19 protein-coding genes and 1 tRNA gene are annotated in these 24,234 nt (G+C 72.4%); 8 read left to right on the forward strand and 12 right to left on the reverse strand.

The annotated features are described in order from the left end of the window. Positions 1 to 31: 31 nt before the first annotated feature. From mfd to NBW76_RS15115, 3 genes are read right to left on the reverse strand one after another with little or no spacing between them, the layout of a single operon-like run. The gene (mfd, locus tag NBW76_RS15105; protein ID WP_056552430.1) at positions 32 to 3,517 is read right to left on the reverse strand and encodes a transcription-repair coupling factor; all 3,486 of its coding nucleotides are present in this window, start codon (positions 3,515 to 3,517) and stop codon (positions 32 to 34) included. Then, positions 3,518 to 4,084: an aminoacyl-tRNA hydrolase gene (gene pth / locus NBW76_RS15110; protein ID WP_055968966.1), complete on the reverse strand. Its 567-nt coding sequence runs from the start codon at positions 4,082 to 4,084 to the stop codon at positions 3,518 to 3,520. It lies immediately after the preceding gene. Next, positions 4,081 to 4,758 (reverse strand): 50S ribosomal protein L25/general stress protein Ctc, encoded by a 678-nt coding sequence (locus NBW76_RS15115; RefSeq protein WP_056552436.1) that lies wholly within the window; start codon positions 4,756 to 4,758, stop codon positions 4,081 to 4,083. Before NBW76_RS15115 ends, pth begins: the two co-directional genes overlap by 4 nt. Positions 4,759 to 5,015: 257 nt before the next feature. Here NBW76_RS15115 and NBW76_RS15120 point away from each other — a divergent pair, with 257 nt between their 5' ends. The 4 genes from NBW76_RS15120 (at position 5,016) to NBW76_RS15135 (ending at position 10,230) form a co-directional block, all read left to right on the forward strand. Further along, on the forward strand, positions 5,016 to 6,815 hold the full coding sequence (locus tag NBW76_RS15120; RefSeq protein WP_056552439.1) for a cell wall metabolism sensor histidine kinase WalK: 1,800 nt from the start codon (positions 5,016 to 5,018) through the stop codon (positions 6,813 to 6,815). Next, positions 6,815 to 7,894, forward strand: a complete 1,080-nt coding sequence (locus NBW76_RS15125) for a diguanylate cyclase domain-containing protein (protein WP_056552440.1) — start codon at positions 6,815 to 6,817, stop codon at positions 7,892 to 7,894. Before NBW76_RS15120 ends, NBW76_RS15125 begins: the two co-directional genes overlap by 1 nt. Positions 7,895 to 8,013: 119 nt before the next feature. Next, a complete protein-coding gene (locus NBW76_RS15130; protein ID WP_082481215.1) occupies positions 8,014 to 9,450 on the forward strand; it encodes a glycosyltransferase in 1,437 nt (478 codons plus the stop codon). Positions 9,451 to 9,501: 51 nt separating this feature from the next. Then, entirely contained in the window at positions 9,502 to 10,230 is a 729-nt protein-coding gene (locus NBW76_RS15135; RefSeq protein WP_056552445.1) for a hypothetical protein, read from the forward strand. A gap of 61 nt (positions 10,231 to 10,291) precedes the next feature. Here NBW76_RS15135 and NBW76_RS15140 read toward each other — a convergent pair whose 3' ends face one another. Continuing rightward, the gene (locus tag NBW76_RS15140) at positions 10,292 to 11,347 is read right to left on the reverse strand and encodes a response regulator transcription factor (protein ID WP_056552449.1); all 1,056 of its coding nucleotides are present in this window, start codon (positions 11,345 to 11,347) and stop codon (positions 10,292 to 10,294) included. 66 nt (positions 11,348 to 11,413) lie between these two features. Beyond that, entirely contained in the window at positions 11,414 to 12,406 is a 993-nt protein-coding gene (locus tag NBW76_RS15145; protein WP_056552450.1) for a glycoside hydrolase family 6 protein, read from the reverse strand. Between the two features lie 130 nt (positions 12,407 to 12,536). Between NBW76_RS15145 and NBW76_RS15150 the strand changes: the two genes are divergently transcribed. After that, entirely contained in the window at positions 12,537 to 13,922 is a 1,386-nt protein-coding gene (locus tag NBW76_RS15150; protein ID WP_055968988.1) for a collagen binding domain-containing protein, read from the forward strand. 9 nt (positions 13,923 to 13,931) lie between these two features. On the opposite strand, the gene NBW76_RS15155 is transcribed toward NBW76_RS15150, so the two are convergent. Together NBW76_RS15155 and glmU are read right to left on the reverse strand one after the other, a co-directional pair. Beyond that, positions 13,932 to 14,897, reverse strand: coding sequence for a ribose-phosphate diphosphokinase (locus NBW76_RS15155; RefSeq protein WP_082481700.1), 966 nt, complete (start codon positions 14,895 to 14,897; stop codon positions 13,932 to 13,934). A gap of 1 nt (position 14,898) precedes the next feature. Continuing rightward, on the reverse strand, positions 14,899 to 16,344 hold the full coding sequence (gene glmU, locus NBW76_RS15160; RefSeq protein WP_255353959.1) for a bifunctional UDP-N-acetylglucosamine diphosphorylase/glucosamine-1-phosphate N-acetyltransferase GlmU: 1,446 nt from the start codon (positions 16,342 to 16,344) through the stop codon (positions 14,899 to 14,901). A 79-nt stretch (positions 16,345 to 16,423) separates the two neighbouring features. Between glmU and NBW76_RS15165 the strand changes: the two genes are divergently transcribed. Both NBW76_RS15165 and NBW76_RS15170 read left to right on the forward strand, forming a co-directional pair. Next, positions 16,424 to 16,588, forward strand: a complete 165-nt coding sequence (locus tag NBW76_RS15165) for a hypothetical protein (RefSeq protein ID WP_235492862.1) — start codon at positions 16,424 to 16,426, stop codon at positions 16,586 to 16,588. Between the two features lie 39 nt (positions 16,589 to 16,627). After that, positions 16,628 to 18,301, forward strand: coding sequence for a CapA family protein (locus tag NBW76_RS15170; protein ID WP_056552455.1), 1,674 nt, complete (start codon positions 16,628 to 16,630; stop codon positions 18,299 to 18,301). Positions 18,302 to 18,566: 265 nt separating this feature from the next. Here NBW76_RS15170 and NBW76_RS15175 read toward each other — a convergent pair. From NBW76_RS15175 to NBW76_RS15185, 3 genes are all read right to left on the reverse strand, one after another. After that, positions 18,567 to 18,645 (reverse strand) — tRNA-Gln (locus NBW76_RS15175). A gap of 34 nt (positions 18,646 to 18,679) precedes the next feature. Next, positions 18,680 to 19,450, reverse strand: a complete 771-nt coding sequence (locus tag NBW76_RS15180; protein WP_056552456.1) for a methyltransferase domain-containing protein — start codon at positions 19,448 to 19,450, stop codon at positions 18,680 to 18,682. After that, on the reverse strand, positions 19,450 to 20,802 hold the full coding sequence (locus tag NBW76_RS15185) for an amidase (protein WP_056552457.1): 1,353 nt from the start codon (positions 20,800 to 20,802) through the stop codon (positions 19,450 to 19,452). The genes NBW76_RS15180 and NBW76_RS15185 overlap by 1 nt, the downstream gene beginning before the upstream one ends. Positions 20,803 to 20,876: 74 nt before the next feature. Here NBW76_RS15185 and NBW76_RS15190 point away from each other — a divergent pair, with 74 nt between their 5' ends. Next, positions 20,877 to 21,371, forward strand: coding sequence for a MarR family winged helix-turn-helix transcriptional regulator (locus tag NBW76_RS15190; protein WP_055969001.1), 495 nt, complete (start codon positions 20,877 to 20,879; stop codon positions 21,369 to 21,371). 58 nt (positions 21,372 to 21,429) lie between these two features. On the opposite strand, the gene NBW76_RS15195 is transcribed toward NBW76_RS15190, so the two are convergent. Both NBW76_RS15195 and NBW76_RS15200 read right to left on the reverse strand, forming a co-directional pair. After that, positions 21,430 to 23,280, reverse strand: a complete 1,851-nt coding sequence (locus tag NBW76_RS15195) for an ABC-F family ATP-binding cassette domain-containing protein (protein WP_056552458.1) — start codon at positions 23,278 to 23,280, stop codon at positions 21,430 to 21,432. After that, positions 23,277 to 24,200, reverse strand: coding sequence for a 4-(cytidine 5'-diphospho)-2-C-methyl-D-erythritol kinase (locus tag NBW76_RS15200; protein WP_055969007.1), 924 nt, complete (start codon positions 24,198 to 24,200; stop codon positions 23,277 to 23,279). The genes NBW76_RS15195 and NBW76_RS15200 overlap by 4 nt, the downstream gene beginning before the upstream one ends. Between the last annotated feature and the right edge of the window lie 34 nt (positions 24,201 to 24,234).

A 24,234-nucleotide genomic window follows, 5' to 3' on the forward strand; every position in this document is an offset into this window, starting at 1 on the left:
CGACGCCCTGCCCCGCCGGGGGCGGGCCTGCTCAGGCGACGAGCGTCTGCACCACGGTGTCGACCCACTCGAGGAGCTCGCGCCCCCGCAGCGGACGACCGCCCACGGGCGCCGTGCGCGGCGCCGGGACGAGGGCCACGTCGGTGGCCGGCTTGTAGATGCTCTTCGGGTACACCCGACGCAGACGCATCTGCGCCGACTCCGGGAGGGAGAGCCCACCGAAGCGGATCTGCGACCCGGCGGAGGTGACCTCGGTGAGGCCGGCAGCACGCACCGCGACCCGCAGCCGCGCGACGTCGAGCAGCACCTCGGCGACCTCCGGCGGCTCGCCGTAGCGGTCCACCAGCTCGGCACGCAGCTCGGCGACGTCGTCGAGGGAACGGACGTCGGCCAGACGCTTGTACATCTCCAGACGCAGCCGCTCGCTCGGCACGTAGTCGTGCGGGAGGTGGGCCTCGACCGGGAGCTCGAGCTTGACCTCGCGCGCACCCTGGGGTCCGGCCTCGCCCTCGCCGCGGAACTCCGCGACCGCCTCGCCGACGAGCCGGACGTAGAGGTCGAACCCGACGTCGGCGATGTGCCCTGACTGCTCCCCGCCGAGCAGGTTGCCGGCGCCGCGGATCTCGAGGTCCTTCATGGCCACCTGCATGCCGCCGCCGAGCTCGGAGTGCTGGGCGATGGTGGCCAGGCGGTCGTGCGCGGTCTCGGTGAGCGGCTTGTCGGGCGGGTACAGGAAGTAGGCGTAGGCGCGCTCGCGCCCTCGGCCCACGCGGCCGCGGAGCTGGTGCAGCTGCGACAGGCCGAGGGTGTCGGACCGCTCGATGATCATGGTGTTGGCGTTGGAGACGTCGAGGCCGGACTCCACGATGGTCGTGCAGACGAGCACGTCGTAGCGCTTCTCCCAGAAGTCGACCATCACCTTCTCGAGCTGGTGCTCACCCATCTGGCCGTGCGCGGCCGCGATGCGTGCCTCGGGCACGAGCTCGCCGAGCCGTCGGACGACCTTGTCGATCGACTGCACCCGGTTGTGGATGAAGAACGCCTGGCCCTCGCGCAGCAGCTCGCGCCGGATCGCCGCGGCGACCTGCTTGTCGTCGTAGGCGCCGACGAAGGACAGCACCGGGTGCCGCTCCTCCGGAGGCGTGGCGATGGTGGACATCTCGCGGATCCCCGTGACCGCCATCTCGAGGGTGCGCGGGATCGGGGTGGCCGACATGGCCAGCACGTCGACGGCCGCCCGCAGGTGCTTGAGGGCCTCCTTGTGCTCGACGCCGAACCGCTGCTCCTCGTCGACGATGACGAGTCCGAGGTCCTTGATGCGGACACCGGGCTGCAGCAGGCGGTGGGTGCCGACCACGAGGTCGACGCTGCCGTCGGCCAGGCCGTCGAGCGTGGCCTGCGACTCCTTCTCGGTCTGGAACCGCGACAGCGGCTTGATCGTGACCGGGAACTGGCCGAAGCGCTCGGCGAAGGTGGCGTAGTGCTGCTGCACGAGCAGGGTGGTCGGGACCAGCAGGATCACCTGCTTGCCGTCCTGGATGGCCTTGAACGCCGCGCGCACCGCGATCTCGGTCTTGCCGTAGCCGACGTCGCCGCAGACGAGCCGGTCCATGGGGACCTGCCGCTCCATGTCGCGCTTGACCTCGTCGATCGTGATGAGCTGGTCGGGCGTCTCGACGAAGGCGAAGGCGTCCTCGAGCTCGGCCTGCCACGGCGTGTCGGGGCCGAAGGCGTGACCCTTCGTGGACTGCCGTGCCGCGTAGAGCTTGATCAGCTCGCCGGCGATCTGTCGGACGGCCTTGCGCGCCTTGTTCTTGCGCGCCGTCCAGTCCGCGCCGCCCAGCTTGTCCAGGCTGGGGCTCTCGCCGCCGACGTAGCGGCTGACGAGGTCCAGCTGGTCCATGGGCACGAACAACCGGTCACCGGGCTGTCCGCGCTTGCTGGGGGCGTACTCGATCACGAGGTACTCGCGGGCCGCGCCCTGGATCGTGCGGTTGACCAGCTCGACGTACCGACCCACACCGTGCTGCTCGTGCACGACGTGGTCGCCCGCCTTGAGCTCGAGCGGGTCGACCTGCTTGCGGCGGCGCACGGGCATGCTCGAGCGGTCGGGGCGCTCGGCGGCCCGCTGGGCCACGAGGTCGTCGTGGGTGAGCAGGACGGCCTTCGCGGCGACGAGCCCGTGGTCCACGTCGGCGACGAGCACGGCCACGACACCGCTCCCCGCCTCCGGCGCCGGGGTGTCCCCGTCCACGAGTGCGGCGGGCACGTCGTGCTCGGCCAGCCACTCGACCGTGCGCTGGGCCTGCCCGGCGGCCGGCGCGGCCACGACGACGAACCGGCCGTCGGCCAACCAGCCCCGGACGTCGGCGACGGCCTGCTCGGTGTCGCCGCGGTACAGCGGCGCCGCCTCGGCGGGCACGACCACGGTGTCCTCGTCGTCCAGACCGAACGGGGACAGGTTCCACCACGCCAGGCCACGCGCCAGGGCGACGGCGCGAACCTCCTCCAGCTCCTTGAACGCGGCCGCGCCGAGGTCGATGGGAGCGGCGGCGCCGGTGGCCGCGGCCGCCCACGACGCCTGCAGGAACTCCTCGTTCGTCGCATTCAGGTCGGCCGCACGCGCCCGCACCTTCTCGGGGTCGTTGACGACGACCACGGCATCGGAGGGGAGCACCTCGACGAGGAGCTCCAGCTCGTCCACGAGCACCGGGGCCAGCGACTCCATGCCCTCGACGGCGTGCCCCTCCGCCACCTTGCCGAACAGCTCGGCGAGCGCCGGGTGCTCCGTCGCCAGGGCCGCCGCGCGGCCGCGCACCTCGTCGGTCAGCAGCAGCTCACGGCACGGCGGCGCCCAGAGGCGCTCCACCGCGTCGGTGGTGCGCTGGTCCGCGACGGAGAACCACCGGATCTCCTCGACCTCGTCGCCCCAGAAGTCGATGCGGAGCGGGTGGTCCTCGGTGGGCGGGAAGACGTCGACGATGCCGCCGCGCACCGCGAACTCGCCGCGACGCTCCACGAGGTCGACCCGCACGTAGGCGGCGGCAGCCAGGTCGCGCACCACGTCGTCGAGCGGGGCCTGCTGACCGACCACCAGCTCGACCGGGGTGAGGTCGGCCAGGCCGGCCACCTGCGGCTGGAGGATCGACCGCACCGGCGCCACCACCACGCGCACGGGCGGCGCGCCGGCGCCGGGGTGGGCCAGCCGCCGCAGGACGGCGAGCCGTCGGCCCACGGTGTCGGAGCGCGGCGACAGCCGTTCGTGCGGAAGGGTCTCCCACGCCGGGTACACCACCACGGCGTCGTCACCGAGCAGCACCGAGAGGTCAGCGGCGAGCTCGTCGGCCTCGCGGGCCGTGGGGGTGACGGCGAGGACGGTGGAGGCGTCGGCCGCGGCACGTGCCACGAAGGGGCGCAGCGCGGCCGGTCCCTGCAGGGTGACGGTGCGCGGGCGCTGCGACACGACGTCGGCGAGCGACCCGGCCAGGTGGGGCGAGAGCAGTGCGTGGAGGTCCATCTACCGGTTGAACGCGCTCTGCGTCTCGGATAGTCCTCGCGTGAGGAGGCTCTCGACGGCGTCGGCCGCCTCCTCCAGCAGCACCGGGAGCTCCTTGCGCTCGGTGGACGAGTACGGCTTCAGCACGAAGTCGTGCACGCTCTGGCGACCGGGCGGACGACCGATGCCCACGCGGACCCGGTGGAAGTCGCCGGTGCCGATCGACTGACGGATCGACTTCAGCCCGTTGTGGCCGTTGTCGCCTCCACCGAGCTTCAGACGGAGAGCACCGAAGTCGATGTCGAGCTCGTCGTGGACCACCACGAGGTGCTCGGGCTCGACGTCGAAGTACGACGTCAGGGTCTTGACCGGTCCGCCGCTCTCGTTCATGTACGAGCGGGCCCGACCGAGCACGGCGCGCTCGCCGGCGAGCCGGCCCTCGACCACCTCGGCGCGGCCGGACGTGTGGGCCTTGAACCGACCGCCCATGCGGTCGGCGAGCACGTCGGCCACGAGGTAGCCCACGTTGTGCCGGGTGGCGGCGTACGTGGGGCCCGGGTTCCCGAGCCCCACGACCAGCCAGGTCACGACTCGGAGTCGGCGTCCTCGGCAGGCGCCTCGGCGTCGTCACCCTCGGCGGCCTCGGCGGCCTCCTCGTCGGACTCGTCACGCTCGATGCCGGCCTCGGCCTCGGCCTCCTCCAGCTCGGCCTCGACCTCCTCGGCGGTGGGCGCAGCGGTCACGTTGACGATGAGCAGCTCGTCGTCGACGACGAGGGTCGAGCCCTCGGGCAGCGTGAGGTCGGAGGCGAGCACCTGGGCGCCGACCTCGAGGCCCTCGACGGACACCTCGACCGACTCCGGGATGGCCGTGGCCTCGGCCTCGAGGGAGACGCTCGCGTTCTCGAGCACCACGAGGGTGCCGGGCGCGGCCTCGCCCTCGACGTGCACGGGGACGTCGACGGTGACCTTCTCGCCCTTCTTGACGATGAGCAGGTCGGCGTGCTCGATGAAGCCCTTGAGCGGGTCGCGCTGGACCTGCTTGGGGATCGCGAGGTGGGTGGTCGAGCCCAGCGCGATGGAGAGCAGTGCGTTGCTGTTCTTCAACGCGAGCATGAGCGCGTGGCCCGGCAGGGTGACGTGCACCGGGTCGCTGCCGTGCCCGTACAGCACGGCGGGCACCTGGTCGGCGCGACGGATGCGACGGGCAGCGCCCTTGCCGAACTCGGTGCGGGTCTCTGCGGGGATCTTGATCTCGGCCACGGGAAGCTCCTGGGGGTGGTGGTGCGGGAAGACGTGTGGGGCGGCCGCGTCGACGGCCGGGACGTCGCGACAGGCGCTCGAACACGACACTCCGTGGAGCGCCCTGTCGATCACGGTCGGACGGGCCGACCCTCGCCGAGGCAACTGCCGCAGCCTACCGCAGCCGGTCCTCGCCGGTGAAATCGGCCACCGCCCGCACCAGGTCGACCTCGGCCGAAGCGCCCTCGCGCCCGGCCTGGAATTGCTAGGGTTTCCCCATGCTGATGCCGACCTTCCCGGGACGTTCGGGACGGGTCACGTCGGGCGACGACGCCCCACCCCACGAGGCACCGCTCCACGAGGCACAGCCCCAGGTCGCGCCCAGCGAGGTCTTCGCTGCGCAGTTCCTCTTCCTCACGGCCCTCGCCTTCCCGGTCGTCGCCGCGATCGCCACGTCGCTGCCCGCGCACCCCGCGGTCTTCACCGTCGGTGCCGTCCTGGCCGGGTTCACGGCGATCCTGTCGGCCCTGCTCGGCTCGCTCGGCATCGAGCGTCGCGGCGCCACCGTGGTCGCGGCGACCCTGATCTGCCTGCTCGACGTCGTGGTGTGCAGCCTGCTGTTCTTCGCCGCACCGGGGTCGGGCTTCTTCGTCCTCGCCGTCCTCCCGGTGGCCTGGGTCGCCGTCCAGCTGCCGACGCCTCCGCGTGTCATCGTGCTCTCGGCGAGCCTCGTCGGACTGCTCACGGCCCAGGCCGTCAAGGACCTGAACGGCGACCAGCCCTGGCGGGCCGGCGTGGCGACGGTGCTCAACCTCGGCCTGCTCCTGTGCATGTCGTCGTGGGCGGGAAGCCGCTGGACCCGGCGGAACGTCGCGCAGCGTCGCCTCCTGGAGGCCCAGACCCGGCTCGTCGGGTCGGCGCTGGACTCGGCGCGCACCCAGGAGCGGGTGCTCGCGGAGGTGCTCGACGTGGTCGACTTCGTAGTGGTGACGTTCAACGCCGACGGCACCACGTCGGCCAACCGTGCCGCCGAGGACCTGGCCCGTCGCATCGGCGCGGTCGACGCCGCGTCGGTCGTGCGCGACGGGCCGTTCTACCTCGCGGACGGCACCACCCCCCTGGACTCCCGGTCCCACCCGCTCACGCTCTCGCGGGCGGGCGAGGAGGTCGAGCGCGCCCTGGTGCGCCTCGGCCATCCCGGGCCTTCGCAGGTACCGCTCCACGTGAGCGTGCGTCGGGTGGCCAGCCACCGGTCGGAGCGGTACGTCGTGGTCGCCCGTGACGTGAGCCGCGAGCTGGCCGACGAGCAGGCGCGCGACGACGCCGTGGCGGCCGTGTCCCACGAGATCAAGACGCCTCTCACGTCGGCCCTCGGCTACCTGGAGCTCGCCCTCGCCGAGCCCGACCTCGGCGACGAGGCGCGCGAGCTGATGGAGGTCGCGCTCGAGAACACCGAGCGCATGCTGGCGCTCTCGCGAGACTTCCTGACCGCCCGCAGCCGCACCCCGGGCGTCCCCCTCAGGATCGTGCGCGAGTCCTGCACCCCCAGCGCGGTGGTCCGGCAGGCGGTCGAGGGCGTCCGTCCCGTGGCCACCGAACGTCTGGTCACGGTCCGCGTCGACGCCGCCACCGAGATCGACATCGCTGCCGATCCGCTGCGTCTGCGCCAGGTCGTGGACAACCTGCTCACCAACGCCGTGAAGTACAACCGGTACGACGGCACCATCGAGGTGTCGGTCCGCGAGGTGACGCGGCCTCGACCGGTCGAGGCCGACGGCGGCGCCGGGTCGCCCCACGGAGCCCCCGCGGTCCCGGGGGTGGAGATCGTCGTCGCCGACACCGGCCACGGCATGACCGAGGACGAGCTGCAGGCGCTCTTCACCCGCTTCTACCGAACGAGGGGCGCGCGTGACTCCGGCGTGCAGGGCACAGGCCTCGGGCTGAGCATCGCGCAACAGATCGTCGAGGCGCACGGCGGCGTCATCGACATCCGCAGCCGGCCCGAGCAGGGCACCACGGTCTCGGTCTGGCTGCCCGCCTCCGCCGACGTCTCGTCGGCGGAGCAGGACGTGGCCTGATGACCTCGTCCGAGCTGTTCCTCGCCGGGACCCTCACGGTCTTCCTCGCGGTCGCGGTGCCGTTCGCGCTGACGACCGCCCTGCGGCACAACGATCCGGCCAACCGGCTGTGGTGCGGAAGCCTCATGGCGGCCCTGGGTGCGGGTCTCGCCCCGCTCATCGACCAGGTATTCGTGCGGACGGTCGAAGTGGAGGCCGCGGGGGCGGCGTGTGCCGTGATGACCTTGGGCCTGATGTGGTCGGGCGTGCGTTGGTTCCGGGGCGCGACTCCCCTGCCGGCAGCACCCCTGCTGGTCGCCGCCGTCGTGCTGGTCGCCTGGTTCGCCCTCTCCGCCGCCGGGTCGGCCGTCATCCCGTCGGGCTACCTCGCGGCCTCGGGCTTCGCGGTCGCCACCATCGTGGAGCTGCACCGCGGACCCATGCGCCTGAATGTCAACGTCAGCCTCCTGCAGGTCGTCCTCGGCCTCTTCGCCGCCGCCGCGACGATCAACTCCCTCGTCCACCGAGGCGACGACGGCTCCACCTTGCTCCCGGCGACGTTCCTGGTGGTCGCGACCACGGTCGGCCTGCAGCTGCTGGTGTCGATGCGCGCCGAGCGGGACGGCGCGTGGTGGTCCGAGGACCACGGCACGGGACGTGCGTTCGGCGTGCACTCCCGCGGCCAGTTCCTGGAGGCCGCGTCCGACCGGCTCGGTCGGCTGGAGCTGCGCGGCGGGCATGCCGCCCTCCTGCTGGCCGAGGTGACGGACCTCGCGGAGCTGAACGAGGCCTTCGGTCGGCGTGGCGGCGACCTGGCCCTCTCCACGCTGGCCGACACCCTGCGCCGGCACGTGCCCGCCTGGTCGGTGCTGGGATACCTGGGCGTCGGCCGGTTCGCCGTCCTCGCACCGGCGGACTCACCCGAGCGTGCGGCCGAGATGGCCGCGGCCGTCGAGCACGCCCTCTACACGAGGTCCACGGAGCCGGACCAGCCGCAGGACGTCCCGGTCCCGGTGCTGCTGGGCACGGCGGACACCTACACGTCACGCGCCGACCTGACCGCGCTGATGACGGCGGCGGAGGCTGCTCGACACGCTTGAGGCAATCTTGAGCAGACCTTGATCACGCACCGAGGCGAAACCTGAGCGTGAGGCACCAGGCTGGTCGGACCGACCGATCCCTGCAGGAGCCCTCAGTGTCGTACGACCCCAGCGGACCCATGGACCGCCACCCCCTCGCCTTCGACGCCTCACCCGAGGCGTTGCACCGCGCGCTCGGCGCTGCCGTCGAGGAGGTGGCCGGGAGCATCAAGCCCCGCGCCACCGTGGCGTGCGTCGTCCCCTCGTACAACGAGGCCGAGACGATCGCCTCCGTCCTGGATGCCCTGCTCGTGCAGACCCGTCTGCCCGACGTGATCCACGTCGTCGTGAACAACACGACCGACGAGACCGTGGAGATCGCCGGCCACTACGCCGGGCAGCACGTGCTGGACCGTCCGGAGGGCACCCAGCTGGTCGAGATCTTCGTGCACGACATCGGCGAGAACCCCGACAAGAAGGTCGGCGCGCTCAACTACGGCTTCTTCCTGGCGGAGGGCTGCGACTACATCATCGGCGTCGACGGTGACACCACGCCCGAGCCGACCGCGATCAAGGACCTCGTCGACGAGATCATGAGCGACGACCGCATCGGCGGCATCTCCGCGATCTACAGCATCGACGACAGCGCCCTGCCGACCGCCATGGCCAAGTTCCTCACCGCCGGGCAGCGCGCCCAGTTCGCCGCCTTCAACATGCAGAACCTGTTGCGCGGCCGGAACATGGCCGTCCTCGGCGGGCAGTTCTCCATCTTCTCCACGCAGGCGCTGCGCGACGTCATGACGCTCACCCACCAGCGCGCGCCCTGGGTCAAGGACAGCGAGGTCGAGGACTCCCTGCTGTCGCTGCAGATCAAGAGCGCCGGCTACCTGACGAAGATCAGCGCCACCGCCCGCGCCCACGTGGGTGGCATGAACACGCTGCGCGCCCTCGACGCCCAGCAGGTGAAGTGGAACTTCGGCGCGATCGAGCTGATGTGGCCGGGCCAGCGCGGTGACACGAAGGGACAGCCCTTCCACCCCAACCTGCGGCTGCGCTGGTTCGAGCACCTCTCGATGGTGCTCAACATCATCACGCGCGCCATGTTCTTCTCCCTGCTGCTCGCCAGCCTGTCGATCGACGCCTTCGTGTTCAGCCCGTGGTGGCTGATCCCACCGGTCGTCGCGATCCTGCTCAACTACCGGGTCGCCCGCTCCATGCACTACGGCCACCGGCGGGACATCCTCTTCGCCGTGCTGCTGCTGCCCGCCGAGATCTACATGTGGATCCGGATCGGGCACTTCGTGCGCGCGTGGACGAAGTTCGCGAGCCGCAAGCAGACCGACAACTGGGCGGCGCAGGCGAAGGCCGAGCGCGGCTCGGGCAACAGCTACCTGTACCCCTTCGCCATCGCGCTGCTCGTGTTCGCGGCCGCCGCCGCCGCGTGGATGCAGCTGCCCATCGGGTTGAGGTCCGACGTGCTCGCCGTCGGCTGGCCGATCCTCGGCGTCATCACCGTGTCCCAGACCTTCTGGATGGGCATCAAGATCCTGCGCAACTACCGTGGCTACACGGTGTGAGCGCCCGACCGACCACCACCTCGCACCCCTGCTTCCCGAAGGAAACCTCTCGTGACCAGCGCTCAGCCCCGCCCGTCCCGTCGCGCCCGCCGGCCCCTCGCCGCCGTCGTGACCGCCGTCGCCCTCGCCCTCGTGCTCTCCTCGTGCGGCGTCCTGAAGGAGGACGCGCCACAGGCCGACGAGCCCGCGCCGACGGCCTCGGCCACCGCGGCCTTCGACTCTCAGTTCACCCGTGACGGCACGTTCCAGTCGCACGTCAAGGTCGGCTCGATGGACTTCGTCTACACGATCTGGCCGACCAAGTCGACGCCGCGCACCAACGAGTGGTACCCCGGCGGCGACAAGTACTTCTCCTTCACGCTCCAGTCCTACGACCTGTCCCGCAAGCTCCGCGACAAGTTCAGCAAGAAGCGCAAGGTCTACCTCGACCGCATCGAGGTGACGTCGGCGACCACCACGCCCTCCGGTGCCGTCGAGAACCCCTACGAGCTCGACGAGGAGGCGAAGAAGATCACCTTCGACCCGCAGCCGGTCTCGACGAAGTACGGCATGCTCATCACCTCGCCCAAGGGCGCGTTCGAGCTGCGCAACCAGAAGATCGGCCCGCTGGCCGCCGACACCCAGGGCGTCACGCTCACCTTCAGCGCGACGGTCTGGATCCAGAAGTCACGCGGCAGCGACGAGTACGAGCCCGAGCTGGTGACCCAGGAGGTCCCCATCGCGATCTTCGCCTCGAAGAAGCCGACCGAGGCCCAGAAGATCCCGATCAACGCCAACTGACGGCGCCACGCCAGGCGTTGCGGGCGCGGGTTCCTCCGGGGGCTCGCGCCCTACGTCCGGCTCAGCCGTCCTCGGCCATGCGGTAGCCGACGCCCCGCACGGTCTCGATCCAGCGCGGCGTGGTGCTGGAGTCGCCGAGCTTGCGACGGATGTTGGCCATGTGCACCTCGACGGCGCGCTTGTCGGCCTCGTTCACGAAGTAGGTCGTGACGTAGTTCTGGCCGCGCAGCGTGAGGACGAGGTCGGCCTTGCTCCGCACACGGCGTCCGGTCGTCAGCAGCGAGGCGACGAGGTCGAACTCGGTCCGGGTGAGGTCGGCGTTGCGTCCGTCGACCACGACCGTCCGCGTGTCCACGTTGACGGCGAGTCCGTTGGAGCGGAGCCAGGCGTCCGCACCGGTGGCGGGGGCTGCAGCGGCACCCGCGCTCACGGAGGGGGCGTGGGCGACGCCCACGCGACCCGCGGAGGACCAGCCACCGGCGGAGGGCGGCGCTGCCGGAGCCGAGTGCACCGGGTGCGCGGACGAGTGAGGAGGGTGGGTCTGCGGCGCTGCGTGCTGGGCTGCTGCCTGCTGGGCGACGGCATGATGAGCAGCGGGCGACGGCGCGACCTCGCGCTGGGGCAGGTGCTGCTGCTCCGCGTCGGACCGAGTGGGCTCGGCCGCGGGCTGGGCCCACTGCTGGGGCTGCGCCGGACTGGTCCGGTCGGTCGCGGCGGCTGCAGCAGTGGTGGTCACGTGCTGACGCGGGCGACGCATCACGGACTCGATCCGGGCGCGGAGCTCGCGGGGCCGGAACGGCTTCACGAGGTAGTCGTCGGCGCCGGAGTCGAGTCCCTGCACGACGTCGATCTCGTCGTCCAGACCGGTGAGCATGATGATGTAGGTGGAGCTGAACTCGCGGATCAGCTTGGCGGCCGCGAAGCCGTCCATGCCGGGCATGTTGACGTCGAGGGTGGTGAGCTCGGGATCGTGGGCGCGTACCGCCTCGACGCCCTCGGCGCCGTCCTTGGTCAGGATGACCTCGAAACCGCTCCGGACGAGGATCGTGCGCAGGAGGTGCCGGACGTCGGCGTCATCCTCGATGACGACCGCAAGGCGTGCAGAACTCTCTCCCATGGGTCGAGCGTAGCAACGACGGCGTCCATCGCCCCTGAAACCGCAGGAATGCGCTGCGGGTCACGATCACCAGCCAGCAGCGCGAGCGAGCTCGAGGGCCCGCTCGGTCCACCACGTGCCGGCCGCCGGACCACCTCCGCAGGAGCCGTCGCTCTCACCCGGCGGCTTGATCCAGAGATGGGCGTCCAGGCGCCCGTCGCCGACCGAGGGCGCGCGGCCGAGGGCCCGGCCCGGAGGGTTGCACCACTGTCCGTCGGACCCGTTCCCGTTGCGCCCGGTGTCGATCACGTAGTGCCCACCACCGAGGGCGTCGGCCACCGCGTCGGCGTACGCGCGTTCCGTGGCGTCGTCGGCGTAGAACGAGACGTTCGTGGAGAAGCCGCGGGCGTCCTCCACCCCGGCCTGCTGGAGACGACCGGCCATCTCGTCCGGTGCGACCCACCCCGAGTGGCCGGCGTCGAGGTAGGTCGTGACGTCCGCGTCGACGAAGCGGGTGACGGCGTCCTCGAGCAGCGCGATCCGTTCGTCGGGGTCCGCGCACTCCCCCGCGTCGGCCAGCGCGTCCGGCTCGACCACCACGGCGGAGGTCCCGATGCCGTCGGCGCCGTCGGCCGCCGCCTGCACCCAGTCGCGGTACTGGTCGGGTGGGAGACCACCGGCCGACTCCTGGCCGCTGCAGTCACGGTCGGCGATGCCGTAGAGGACGAAGAGCGCGACCGAGTCCTCGTCGCGCGCCTGCACGGCGATGCGCCGCACGTGCTCCTCGACCACGTCGGTCGGCGTCGCCTCGGGGGTCAGCCAGACAGCGGTGGGGGTGGCAGCGAGCCGGCCCAGGATCCTGGCGTCGTCCCCGGCGGCGGAGGCAGCGGCGCGCGCCGCCTGCGACTGCGGGTCGACGTGCACGGCGGCCGCGTCGAACGGGTTCGACCCCTGGGCCCCACCCGGCCAGAAGGGAGGCCGGACGGGCACGCCCACCAGGTTCAGGGCGACGACGAGGGCGACGACGGCGGCGACGGCCGTACCGACGATCTCCAGGCGTCGCGTACGCCGGCTCTGCACTCGCGCTCCTCCCTCAGGCTTCGCTCAAGATTACCTTCAGATCGTGCAAGGCCGGGGTCGATCCGACGTTCCCGGACCTAGACTCCCGGACGGGAGACAGGCGCTGGGACGCGCCACCGGAGAGGGAGTCATGAACACCGACGCACGTCGTCGTGGCGCGCGCGCCGCCATCGTCCTGGCGGTCGCCGGCCTGCTGCTGGGGCTCGTGTCGCCCGTGGCCGCCGCCGAGCCGACCGGATGGGTCGCAGGCGACATCAAGGAGCGCGTGGGCAAGAGCACCCGCTACCTGTCCGGCATCAAGGTGCGCGTGTTCACCTCCGGGTGGGGCTACCTCCGCGAGGTCCGCACCAAGGGGACCGCGTACTCCCTCGACCTGCCCGCCGGCGACTACATCCTGCAGTTCACCGACACCAGGCCGCGCTACGACGTGAAGGCGCACGTGGACGTCGACGTCCGTGTCTCGGTCGAGGCCGGCGAGGGGACGCAGCGCGACGTGACGCTGCGCCGCGGCGGGGCCTTCACCGGTACCGTCCGCGCCGGCGGGAAGGTGGCAGGTGGAGCCCGGGTCCTCGCGGTCGAGAACGTGCCCGCCGGGTCCAACGGCCGCACCTACGAGGTGAAGGCCAACAGCCGCGGCCAGTACGCCATCGGCGGCCTGCCGAACGCGCGCTTCTCCCTCTTCACCTTCGACCGCGCCAAGCGCTGGACCGGACCGGCACGCGCTGCGGGCGCAGCCAACCTCGGTGTCGTCCGGTCGGTCGACATCGCGCTCAGGAGCCGGGCCGGCTCGATGGTCGGTCGCGTCTACCGCGGCGACAACACCTTGATCTCCACGAGCCCGTGGGTGACCCTCGTCCACCGCACGACCGGCCAGTTCTGGGTCGTCAAGGTCACCCAGGGCCGGTTCAGCGTCCAGGGCCTCCACCCGGGGTCCTACCGCGTCCAGGTGCCCGGGACCGACGGGTACCTCGGCCGCACCGTGAACCTGTCGGGATCGGTGAGGTCAGGACGCACCCTGAACACGTCGGTCAAGCTCGGCCAGAAGGGTGGCAGCCTCAGCGGACGTGTCCTCGACGCGAGGACCGGCATGCCCGCGAAGGGCGTGAAGGTCTCGGCCTACGACGGCAACGGAGTGCAGCACGGCAAGGTCGAGACCGACGCGACCGGCGCGTTCACGGTCGGCGGGACCCTGCCCACCGCCACGTGCGACGTCAGCATCGTGATCGAGGACGAGGTCGACAAGAAGTGGCAGCCGGTGCGGCTCAACGGGCTGAGTGCCCGGCAGGGCATGGCGGTCGCGGCCAACCAGCCCCTGCTGCCCGACAGCACGTGCCGCCAGGTGCTCGCGGTCGAGGACGGTCAGCCCTTCATGCTGGTGCGCTCGCCCGCGTTCCCGTGGCCGTCCGCCACGCCCACGCCCACACCGAGCGCTACGTCCACTCCCAGCGCGACGCCGACGGCCACCCCGACCCCGAGCGCGACCCCGACGGCGACCGCCGCAGCGGGCGTCAGCTGACCCGACGGCTCAGCTGAACAGGCTGGTGACCGAGCCGTCCTCGAAGACGGCGGCGGTGGCCTGGGCCAGCAGCGGGGCGATCGACAGCACGGTCAGCTTGTCGAAGCGCTGGTCGTCGTTCAGCGGCAGCGTGTTGGTGACGACCACCTCGGTGGCCACCGAGTTCTTGAGCCGGTCGACCGCCGGACCGGAGAACACCGGGTGCGTGGCCGCGATGACCACGTCGGCGGCGCCGTCGGCCTTCAGCGCCTCGGCGGCCTGCACGATCGTGCCGCCGGTGTCGATGAGGTCGTCGACCAGGATGCAGCACCGTCCCTCGACCTCGCCGACGACGCGGTTGGCCTTCGACTCGTTCGGCTTGCGCGGGTCGCGGGTCTTGTGGATGAACGCGAGCGGGGCGCCGCCCAGGGCGTTGGCCCACGACTCGGCGACCTTGATGCGACCGGCGTCGGGCGAGACGACCGCGAGCGGCTGCTTGCCGTACTTCTTCTTCACGTAGCGCGTGAGGATCGGCATGGCCAGCAGGTGGTCGACGGGACCGTCGAAGTAGCCCTGGATCTGCGCCGTGTGCAGGTCGACCGTCATGAGGCGGTCGGCGCCGGCGGCCGTGAACAGGTCGGCCATGAGACGAGCCGAGATCGGCTCGCGGCCGAGGTGCTTCTTGTCCTGACGGGCATAGCCGTAGAACGGCAGGATCACGGTGATGCGCTTGGCGGAGGCCCGCTTCAGCGCGTCGATCATGATGAGCTGCTCCATGATCGCCTCGTTGATCGGGGCCGCGTGGCTCTGGATCACGAACGCGTCGCTGCCGCGGACCGACTCGTCGAAGCGGACGTAGATCTCACCGTTCGCGAAGTCGTACGCCGTGGTCGGCACGAGCGGGACCTCGAGCAGGTTCGCGACCTCCTCGGCGAGCACGGGGTGCGCCCGGCCCGAGAAGAGCATGATCTTCTTCGTCGGCGTCTTCTTGAGCAGGTCACTCACCAGCGGGCTCCTCGGCGGCGGCGGCAGCAGCAGCGGACGGGGTGCCCGGCCGCTTGCGCTGCACCCACCCGTCCATGGTCCTCTGTGTCCCAGCACTCACCGCAAGCGCCCCCGACGGGACGTCCTCCCGCACGATCGTCCCGGCGCCGGTGAAGGCACCGTCGCCGATCGTCACGGGGGCGACGAACACGTTGTCCGAACCGGTGCGGGCGTGCTTGCCCACCACCGTGCGGTGCTTGTTCACCCCGTCGTAGTTGGCGACGATCGTGCCGGCACCGATGTTGGTCCCCTCGCCGACGTCGGCGTCGCCGACGTAGCTGAGGTGAGGCACCTTGGCGCCCTCGCCGAGGGTCGAGTTCTTGACCTCCACGAAGGTGCCGATCTTGCCGTGGTCGCCCAGCACCGCACCGGGACGCAGGTACGCGAACGGGCCCACGCTCGCGCCGGCTCCGACGACCGCGTCGGAGCCGTGGGTGCGCACGACGGTGGCGTCGTCGCCGACCTCGACGTTGCGCAGCGTGGTGTCGGGCCCGACCGTGGCACCGTCGCCGATGGTCGTCGCGCCGAGCAGCTGGGTGCCGGGCAGCAGCGTGACGTCGGTGCCGAGGCTGACGTCGGAGTCGATCCACGTGGTGTCGGGGTCGACGATCGTGACGCCCTGGCGCATCCAGTGGTCGGTCGTGCGCCGGTTGAGCTCCTTGCCGAGGCGGGCCAGCTGGGCCCGGTCGTTGACGCCCTCCGTCTGCCACACGTCCTCGAGGACGTGGGCCCCGACCGGGCGGCCCTCGCGCACGGCCGTGCCGACGATGTCGGTGAGGTACAGCTCGCCCTGCGCGTTGTCGGTGTCGAGCTTGCGCGTGGCGTGGTCCAGGAATGCGGCCTCGACGGCGAGGATGCCGCTGTTGACCTCGCGCACGGCCCGCTCGTCGTCCGTCGCGTCCTTGTGCTCGCGGATCGCGACCACGGCGCCCTGCTCGTCGCGCAGGATGCGGCCGTAGCCGCTGGGGTCGTCCAGCTCGGCAGTGAGGATCGTGACGGCGCGACCCGCATGGGTGTGGTCGAGCAGCAGCTCCGACAGCGTCTGGGCCGTGAGGAGCGGGACGTCGCCGTAGGTGATGAGCACGGTGCCCTCGGGGACCTCGTCGAGGGCGTCGAGCGCGACGCGGACGGCGTGCCCCGTGCCGTTCTGCTGCTCCTGCACGGCCTGCACGACGCCGGCGTCCAGCTCGGTGACGGCGGCGGAGACCTGCTCACGGTCGTGGCCCACGACCGCGACGACCTGCGAGGCGCCGACCTCGCGGACCGCCGTGAGCGCGTGGGCGACCATGCTGCGCCCGCCCAGGGGGTGCAGCACCTTGGCCGAGCGGGACCTCATGCGCGTCCCGGCGCCGGCGGCGAGGACGATCGCGGTCACGGTCGGCGTGGTGGAGTCAGGCACGCCCGCCAGTGTACGGAGCGTCCGGACCCGATCGCTCGACTCGGTCTGCGGACCGCGTCGGTCCGGGAGACCATGAGGGATGACCGATCCCGTCGAGGAGACCACCGACGCCCGGACGCAGGACGCCCTCCGTTCGCTCGAGAAGGCCCTGCAGGACCCGGAGGTCGCCGAGACCTTCCGCGGGGTGCAGCGCCACCTCGGCTCCTTCACCTTCGACCCCGTCGGCACGCTCGACGAGGACTGACCGACCGGCCTGCTTGGCACGGTCACGGAGCATCGACGCATGGACCAGCGCCGCCGGCGGACGGGACCCGTGCTCGCGGGCGTCGTCGCGCTGCTCGGAGGATGCTCGGTCCACGCCTGGTCCTTCGACACCGAGGTCGAGGACCCGTCGCGCGCCATCACGCTCGCCTTCGCCGGCGACGTCCACTTCGAGGGCGACCTCTCGGACGTGCCGGGTGACGGCGACGCGACGCTCGGCGAGATGTCGCAGCTGCTCGCCGCGGCCGACCTCGCGGTCGTCAACCTCGAGACGGCGCTCACCACCCGGGGCGAGCCGGCCGCCAAGGAGCTCGAGTCACCCGAGGCGCGCTACTGGTTCCGGGCACCGGCGTCGGCGCTCGACGTCCTCGAGCGCTCGGGCGTCGACGTGGCGTCCATGGCCAACAACCACGGCGCCGACTACGGCGTGCGCGGCGTGCGCGACAGCGTGGCGGCGGCCGAGGACGGCCCCGTCGCGGTGGTGGGGATCGGTCTCGACGACGAGGCCGCCTACGCGCCCCACCGCCGGACCATCCGCGGGACGTCGGTGGCCGTCCACGCCGCCGACGCCTCCCCGCTGGAGAGCGAGGCGGCCGTCTGGACGGCGGAGCCGGGCAGCGGGCCCGGACTCGCGACCGCCAGGGGCGCCGGTACCACGCGCCTCCTCTCCTCCGTCCGCACCTCCGTCGAGCGCGACGACGTGGTGGTGGTCTATCTGCACTGGGGCGCCGAGGGCCTCGCCGAGCCGACCGCGGCGCAGCAGGAGCTGGCCGAAGCGCTCGCCGACGCCGGTGCCGACGTGGTCGTGGGCGCCCACACGCACATCCCCATGGGAGCGGGCACGCTCGACTCGACCTACGTCGCCTACGGGCTCGGGAACTTCCACTGGTACCACGGCGACACGGCCGAGTCCGGCGTCCTGCAGGTCACGCTGACCGACGGCCAGGTCACCGACGACCAGTGGCGCCCCGGCCTGATCCCGCCCGAGGGCGGCGGACCGACCCCCTTGTCCGGCCAGACCGCCGACGCCGCGGTGATGTCGTGGCGCGCCCTGCGGGACACCACCGGGCTCACCGCACCACCCGGCGAGGCGGGAGCACCGACGCCGCCCGACCTGCCGGCCTTCGAGGCCTCCGTGGACGGGATCGACGCGGCCACCCGGCAGCGGATGACCAGCCACGATCCCGACACCTGCCCGGTGCCGCTCACGGACCTGCGGCTGGTCACGCTCCCGTACGTCGGGTTCGACGGCCTGGCGCACCAGGGCGAGATCGTGGTGCACGCCGACGTCGCCGCCGACGTCGTTCGGGTCTTCGGCACCCTCTACCGCGAGCGGTTCCCGCTGCAGTCGATGCGCATCATCGACGAGTTCGACGGTGACGACGACCGGTCGATGGCCGCCAACAACAGCTCGGGCTACAACTGCCGCACGGTCGCGGGCACCGACACGTGGTCGGCCCACGCCTACGGGCGCGCGGTCGACACCAACCCGGTGCAGAACCCCTACGTGGTCGACGGGACCGCACGACCGCCCGCGGCCCAGGCATTCGTCGGCGTCGACCGCTCCCCCGGGACCGACGCAGCGCCCGGCGTCATCGTCGACGGCGACGTCGTCGACCGGGCGTTCACGGGGATCGGCTGGGAGCGGGGCGCCGACTTCCCGGAGCCGGACTACCAGCACTACGCAGCACCCTGACGGGACGAGGGGCGGACGAACGTGGCACGTCGCGCGACCGGGCCCCAAGACTGCGGCCCCACACGAGTCACCTCACGTGCAGGACCGCAGGTCCCACGATCCACTCCGCGGCTTCCGAGATTCCCACACCTGGCCGGGGTCACCCGTCGGCGCGTGCCGACCTGCTCTCGACACTACGCGCCTGGACCCGAGGGGACCATGGTCACGTCGAGCCCCCCAGGCGCAAGGATCGTTGGCCGGTGGGACCGCGCCCGAGCGGCCGGCGCTCCCCGGGCAGGAGTCGAACCTGCGTCGCTTGTCCTGATTCAAAGTCAGGCGGGCCCTGCCGGCAGACCAACCGGGGAACGTCGCGGCGTGGGCCGCGACGGCGGGACCAGGCTACCCGAGCGGGCGGGTGGCGACGGCGAACGTGCGCCGGAACGGCAGCACCGTGCCGAAGGGGCGACGCGGGTAGGCGGTGCGCAGCTCGGCCTTGTACTCCTCGACGAACTCCTCGCGGAGCCCGTCCGGCAGCGCCGCGAGCACCGGGCGAGCGCCCGTGCCCTTGACCCACTCGAACACGGGGTCCTCGCCCGGGAGGACGTGCAGGTAGGTGGTCTCCCACGCGTCGCACTCCCAGCCGAGGTCGGCGAAGAGCTCGAGGTAGACCTCGGGCGCGGTTCCACGGACCCCCAGCACGCCCCGCGTGTGGTCGGCGTACCGAGGCCGGTCGGCGACCTCGCGCACGAGCGAGTGGCTCGGGGCGTCGGCGTTGTTGGGCACCTGCACCGCGATGGAGCCGCCCGGGAGCACGGCGTCGGCCAGTCGCCTCAGCACCGCCTCCTGCTCGGGCACCCACTGGAACATCGCGTTCGAGGTGATGACGTCGACCGGCTCGGCGGGCGCCCACGTCTCGACGTCGGCCAGCTCGTACCGCGCGCCGGGGTCGTCGTCGGCCGCCTTCGCCCGCTCGATCATCTCCGGCGACGCGTCGACGCCCAGCACCTGCGCGTCCGGCCACCGGCCACGCAGCACCGACGTGAGGTTGCCGGCGCCGCAGCCGAGGTCGACCACCGTCGCGGCGTCGCCCCGGATCCGGGCGACGAGGTCGACGAACGGGCGCCCGCGGTCGTCGGCGAAGCGCAGGTACTGCGTCGGGTCCCAGCGCATCACTCGGCCCTCAGCAGCGACTCGACCTGCGAGGCCACCGACATCAGCAGCGGGTCCTGGTCGCGACGGGCCACCAGCTGCACCGCGAGCGGCAGGTCCTTCTTGCGTGATCGCCCCACGGGCAGCGACACGGCCGGCACGCCCGCATGGTTCCACTGGGCGGTGTAGGGGTAGAAGGCGTTCATGCCGAGCACGGTGCGCAGGCCACCCTTGCCGGCGAAGCGGCCCACCGGCAGCGCCGGGCCGCTCATCACGGGGGTGAGCAGCAGGTCGACGCCGAGCCGGTCGTGGACCGTCGCCCCGAACCGCAGTCCGGCGCGCTGCGCCCAGGCCACCGACGAGGGACCGAACGCTCGGCCGAGACGAGCGATCTGCTGCGTGCGCGGCTCCAGCAGGGTCGGGTCGTCGACAGCGCGCGCGGCGTCGGCGATCCCGGCGAGGTAGCGGACGGTCAGCGCCTTGACGTCGAGGCCGTACGGCACCTTGACCTGGACCACCTCGTGCCCCGCGTCGCTGAGCAGACCGGCGACGTGGTCGAGGGCCGCCTTCACGTCGCGGTGCAGGGGCTCGGCCCGGGTGGCCGCAGCGGTGCTGGTGCTCACCCCGATGCGCAGGGAGCGCGGTGTCGTGGACGCGGCGTGCGCCAGTGCACCGGCACCGCCGAGGCCCACGGCGTCGAGGTAGACCGCCGTGTCGCGCACCGTCGGCGTGACGCACCCCTGGGTGGACAGGCCGTGCCAACCACCGGCCCCCGGGAGGTAGCCGTGCGTGGTCTTGAAGCCCACGAGCCCGCAGCTGGCCGCCGGGATCCGGATCGAGCCGGCGCCGTCCGACGCCGTGGCCACGCCGATCGCCCCGGACGCGACCAGCGCGGCCGACCCACCCGACGAGCCGCCGCTGGAGCGGTCGAGGTGGTGCGGGTTGCGGGTGATGCCACGCGCTGCGGACTCGGTGAAGCCGTAGATCGCCAGCTCGGGGAGGGTGGTGGTGGCCACCGGCACCGCCCCGGCCGCCAGCAGGGCCTGCACGAGCTCGGCGTCCTGGGCCGCCACCCGCGACACCGCTCGACTGCCGAGGGCCGTGACCCGCCCGGCCACGTCGAGGTCGTTCTTGATCGCCACCGGGACGCCGAGCAGCGGCCCGCGCTCCCCCCGCGCGATGCGGGCGTCGGCCTCGGTCGAGGCGTCGAACGCCTCGTCGGCGAGCAGCTCGACCACGGCGTTCACCCGGGCGTCCTCCCGCTCGATCGCGTCGAGGGTGGCGATGGTCAGCTCCCGCGAGGAGACCGACCCCTCACGCAGCAGCGGCACGAGGGTGGCCGGGCCCTTGCCCACCAGGTCGACGACGTCCATGGTCGAAACGGTAGAGGTAGTCCGCGGCCAGAACAATCTCGACATCAAGATTCTTGACGCAGTAGGATGGCGGCATGGGTGTCGAGGAGCGTGACGAGGTCGACGACATCGTCGCGGCCTGGCAGCGCGAACGTCCCGACCTCGACACCACGCCCATGCAGGTGCTGAGCCGGGTGACTCGCCTCGCGCGCCACCTGGACCGCGCCCGCCGCGCCGCCTTCGCGGCCCACTCGCTCGAGCCGTGGGAGTTCGACGTGCTCTCGGCACTCCGCCGCTCCGGCCCGCCGTACCAGCTCTCCCCGGGGCGCCTGGTCACCGAGACCCTCGTGACCAGCGGGACGATGACCAACCGCGTCGATCGGCTCACCGAGCGGGGACTCGTCTCGCGCGAGGCGGACCCGGCCGACCGCCGAGGCGTCCAGGTGACGCTCACGGCCGCCGGACGCAGCGCCGTCGACGCCGCGCTCGACGAGCTGCTGGAGCAGGAGCGGTCCCTGCTCTCGAGCCTCCCGCCCCGCGACGCCGAGGCGCTCGCTGCGTCCCTGCGCACGCTCGCCCGCCACGTCTGAGCGTCCCCGCTCGGGCGACGCCGCTCTCACAGGGCCGAGGGCCGCAGGTCGCGGTCCGTCAGTCCGCGAGCTCGAGCCACCGCTCCTCGAGCCGGTCGCGGTCGGCCAGCACCTCGGCGTGCTCGCTCGACAGGGCGAGCAGCCGGTCGGGCTCGGCCGCGGCCTCCACCATCTGACGCTCCAGGTCGGCCTCGCGCGCGGTGAGCCGCTCGATCTGGCGCTCCAGCCGGGCGACCTCCTTGCGGTCCTGACGGTCCTGCGCCGATCCCGCCGAACGGCTCGGTCCGGATCCGGTCGTGGACGAGGCGACGCCGCCCGGGGTCCCGCCGGCCGTGGCCGTGGCGACGGCGTCGGGACCGCCGGACGCCTCGGCCGCCTCCCGCCGGCGCAGCCGCAGGTACTCGTCGACCCCGCCCGGCAGGTGACGCAGGCGGCCGTCGAGCACGGCGTACTGGTGGTCCGTGACCCGCTCCAGGAGGTAGCGGTCGTGGCTGACCACGAGCAGGGTCCCGGGCCACGTGTCGAGGAGGTCCTCGATCGCGGCCAGCATGTCGGTGTCCATGTCGTTCGTCGGCTCGTCGAGGATCAGCACGTTGGGCTCGTCGAGCAGCACCAGCAGCAGCTGGAGCCGTCGCCGCTGGCCACCGGAGAGGTCCTTGACCCGGTTCGACAGCTGGACGCTGGAGAAGCCGAGCCGCTCCAGCATCTGCGACGGCGTGACCTCGGCGCCCTCGGCCTGGTAGCTGGCGCGGCGCCCGGCCACGACGTCGCGGACCCGGTCGTCGGCGATCTCGTCCAGCTCGGCCAGCGACTGCGACAGCGTGGCCACCTGCACGGTCTTGCCCCGCTTGACGTGGCCGCTCGAGGGCTGCACCGTCCCGGCGACCAGGCCGAGCAGGGTGCTCTTGCCGGCGCCGTTCGCACCCAGGATGCCCACCCGCTCACCGGGGGCGATCCGCCACTCGACCCGCTGCAGGACCTCGTGGCTGCCGTAGGCCACGGACACGTCGAGCAGGTCGACGACGTCCTTGCCCAGACGCGCGGTGGCCACGCGCTTGAGCGCCACCTCGTCGCGCACCGGCGGCTCGCGCTCGATCAGCTCGTTGGCCGCGTCGATGCGGAACTTCGGCTTCGACGTCCGCGCGGGCGCGCCGCGCCTCAGCCACGCCAGCTCCTTGCGCAGCAGGTTCTGGCGACGCGACTCCGAGGCCGCGGCCTGCCGGTCGCGCTCGACCCGTTGCAGCACGTACGCGGCGTAGCCGCCCTCGAACGGCTCGACGACCGCGTCGTGCACCTCCCACGTGTCGGTGCACACCTCGTCGAGGAACCACCGGTCGTGGGTGACCACCACGAACGCCCCCTGCCCCGAGGCGAAGCGGGCGTTGAGGTGCGCCGCGAGCCAGGTGACGCCCTCCACGTCGAGGTGGTTGGTGGGCTCGTCGAGGAACAGGACGTCGTGGTCGCCCACCAGCACCGCCGCGAGCGAGACCCGTCGACGCTGACCACCGCTCAGGTCCCCCACCCGCGCGTCCCACGGGACGTCGGACAGCAGACCGTTCACGACGTCGCGCACCTTCGCGTCGCCGGCCCACTCGTGCTCGGCCGTGTCGCCCACCACCGCGTCGGACACGACCACGGCGGGGTCGAGCACGTCGGCCTGGTCCACGAAGCCGACCTGCAGGTCGCGGCGCCAGGTGATGCGTCCCTCGTCGGGCTCGAGCCGTCGCGCGAGGACCCGCATGAGGGTGGACTTGCCGTCGCCGTTGCGGCCGACGACGCCCACGCGCTGGCCCTCGGCCAGGCCCAGGGTGACGTCGTCGAGCACGTCCTTGGTCGGGAACGAGAGCTGCAGGCCCTCACCACCGATGAGGGGGCGGGTGGTGCCCCCGCCGCGAGTGTTGCCGCTCATCCGATGAAGCGGACGCCCGGGACCGGGCCGGTGGACTGCACGACGTCGGCGCAGCCACCGGCACCGGCGAGGGCGATCGCGATGTCGAGGCTGTGCTGCTCGTCGGAGGCGAGGAACAGGCAGGTGGGGCCGGACCCGGAGATGATCGCCCCGAGAGCCTCGGCCTGGCGCCCGACGTCGAGCGTGGCCGCGAGCTCCGGCCGCAGCGACAGCGATGCCTCGGTCAGGTCGTTGGACAGGGCCGCACCGAGCGCCTGGGCATCGCCTGAGCGGAGCGCGGCGAGGAGGGCGTCGGGCACCTCGGGCTCCGGCACGTCGCGTCCCTCGTTGAGCCGGTCGAACTCGGCGTAGACGGCCGCCGTCGACAGGCCTTCGGCCGCCACGGCGAAGACCCAGTGGTACGACCCGCGGGCGAGGACGGGGCTGACCGTCTCGCCGCGGCCACCGCCGATCGCGTTGCCACCGTGCAGCAGGAACGGGACGTCGCTGCCGAGCGACGCGGCCACCGGCTCGAGGTCGTGCCGGGAGTAGCCCAGCCCCCACGCGTCGTTGCAGGCCACCAGCGCCGCCGCCGCGTCGGCCGAGCCGCCCGCCATGCCGCCGGCCACCGGGATGACCTTGCGGATGGCCAGGTCGATGCCGGCCTCGATGCCGGCGTGCTCACGCAGCGCGGCAGCCGCACGGACCGCGATGTTGTCCCATCCCTCGGGCACCAGCGCGGCCTCGGCCTCGGCCTCCTCGACGTCGACCGTCGTGGTCACGGTGATCTCGTCGGAGTCGACCACGGTGGCGCGCAGCTCGTCGTGCAGGTCGACGGCCTGGTACACCGTCGCGAGCGGGTGGAAGCCGTCCTCGCGCACGGGCCCGACGCCGAGACACAGGTTGATCTTGGCGGGCACGCGCACGCTGACGGAAGTCACCGCCCCAACCTACAGACGGGCCGAGCGCGGCGCC

This window comes from Aeromicrobium sp. Leaf245 (assembly GCF_942548115.1).
Lineage (GTDB): Bacteria > Actinomycetota > Actinomycetes > Propionibacteriales > Nocardioidaceae > Aeromicrobium.

What these genes read in the sequence shown, in the direction of transcription:
- mfd (WP_056552430.1), bottom strand. Translation starts at nt 3,517, where the DNA reads ATGGACCTCCACGCACTGCTCTCGCCCCACCTGGCCGGGTCGCTCGCC.
- NBW76_RS15120 (WP_056552439.1), top strand. Translation starts at nt 5,016, where the DNA reads ATGCTGATGCCGACCTTCCCGGGACGTTCGGGACGGGTCACGTCGGGC.
- NBW76_RS15125 (WP_056552440.1), top strand. Translation starts at nt 6,815, where the DNA reads ATGACCTCGTCCGAGCTGTTCCTCGCCGGGACCCTCACGGTCTTCCTC.
- NBW76_RS15130 (WP_082481215.1), top strand. Translation starts at nt 8,014, where the DNA reads ATGGACCGCCACCCCCTCGCCTTCGACGCCTCACCCGAGGCGTTGCAC.
- NBW76_RS15140 (WP_056552449.1), bottom strand. Translation starts at nt 11,347, where the DNA reads ATGGGAGAGAGTTCTGCACGCCTTGCGGTCGTCATCGAGGATGACGCC.
- NBW76_RS15150 (WP_055968988.1), top strand. Translation starts at nt 12,537, where the DNA reads ATGAACACCGACGCACGTCGTCGTGGCGCGCGCGCCGCCATCGTCCTG.
- NBW76_RS15165 (WP_235492862.1), top strand. Translation starts at nt 16,424, where the DNA reads ATGACCGATCCCGTCGAGGAGACCACCGACGCCCGGACGCAGGACGCC.
- NBW76_RS15170 (WP_056552455.1), top strand. Translation starts at nt 16,628, where the DNA reads ATGGACCAGCGCCGCCGGCGGACGGGACCCGTGCTCGCGGGCGTCGTC.
- NBW76_RS15180 (WP_056552456.1), bottom strand. Translation starts at nt 19,450, where the DNA reads ATGCGCTGGGACCCGACGCAGTACCTGCGCTTCGCCGACGACCGCGGG.
- NBW76_RS15185 (WP_056552457.1), bottom strand. Translation starts at nt 20,802, where the DNA reads ATGGACGTCGTCGACCTGGTGGGCAAGGGCCCGGCCACCCTCGTGCCG.
- NBW76_RS15190 (WP_055969001.1), top strand. Translation starts at nt 20,877, where the DNA reads ATGGGTGTCGAGGAGCGTGACGAGGTCGACGACATCGTCGCGGCCTGG.
- NBW76_RS15195 (WP_056552458.1), bottom strand. Translation starts at nt 23,280, where the DNA reads ATGAGCGGCAACACTCGCGGCGGGGGCACCACCCGCCCCCTCATCGGT.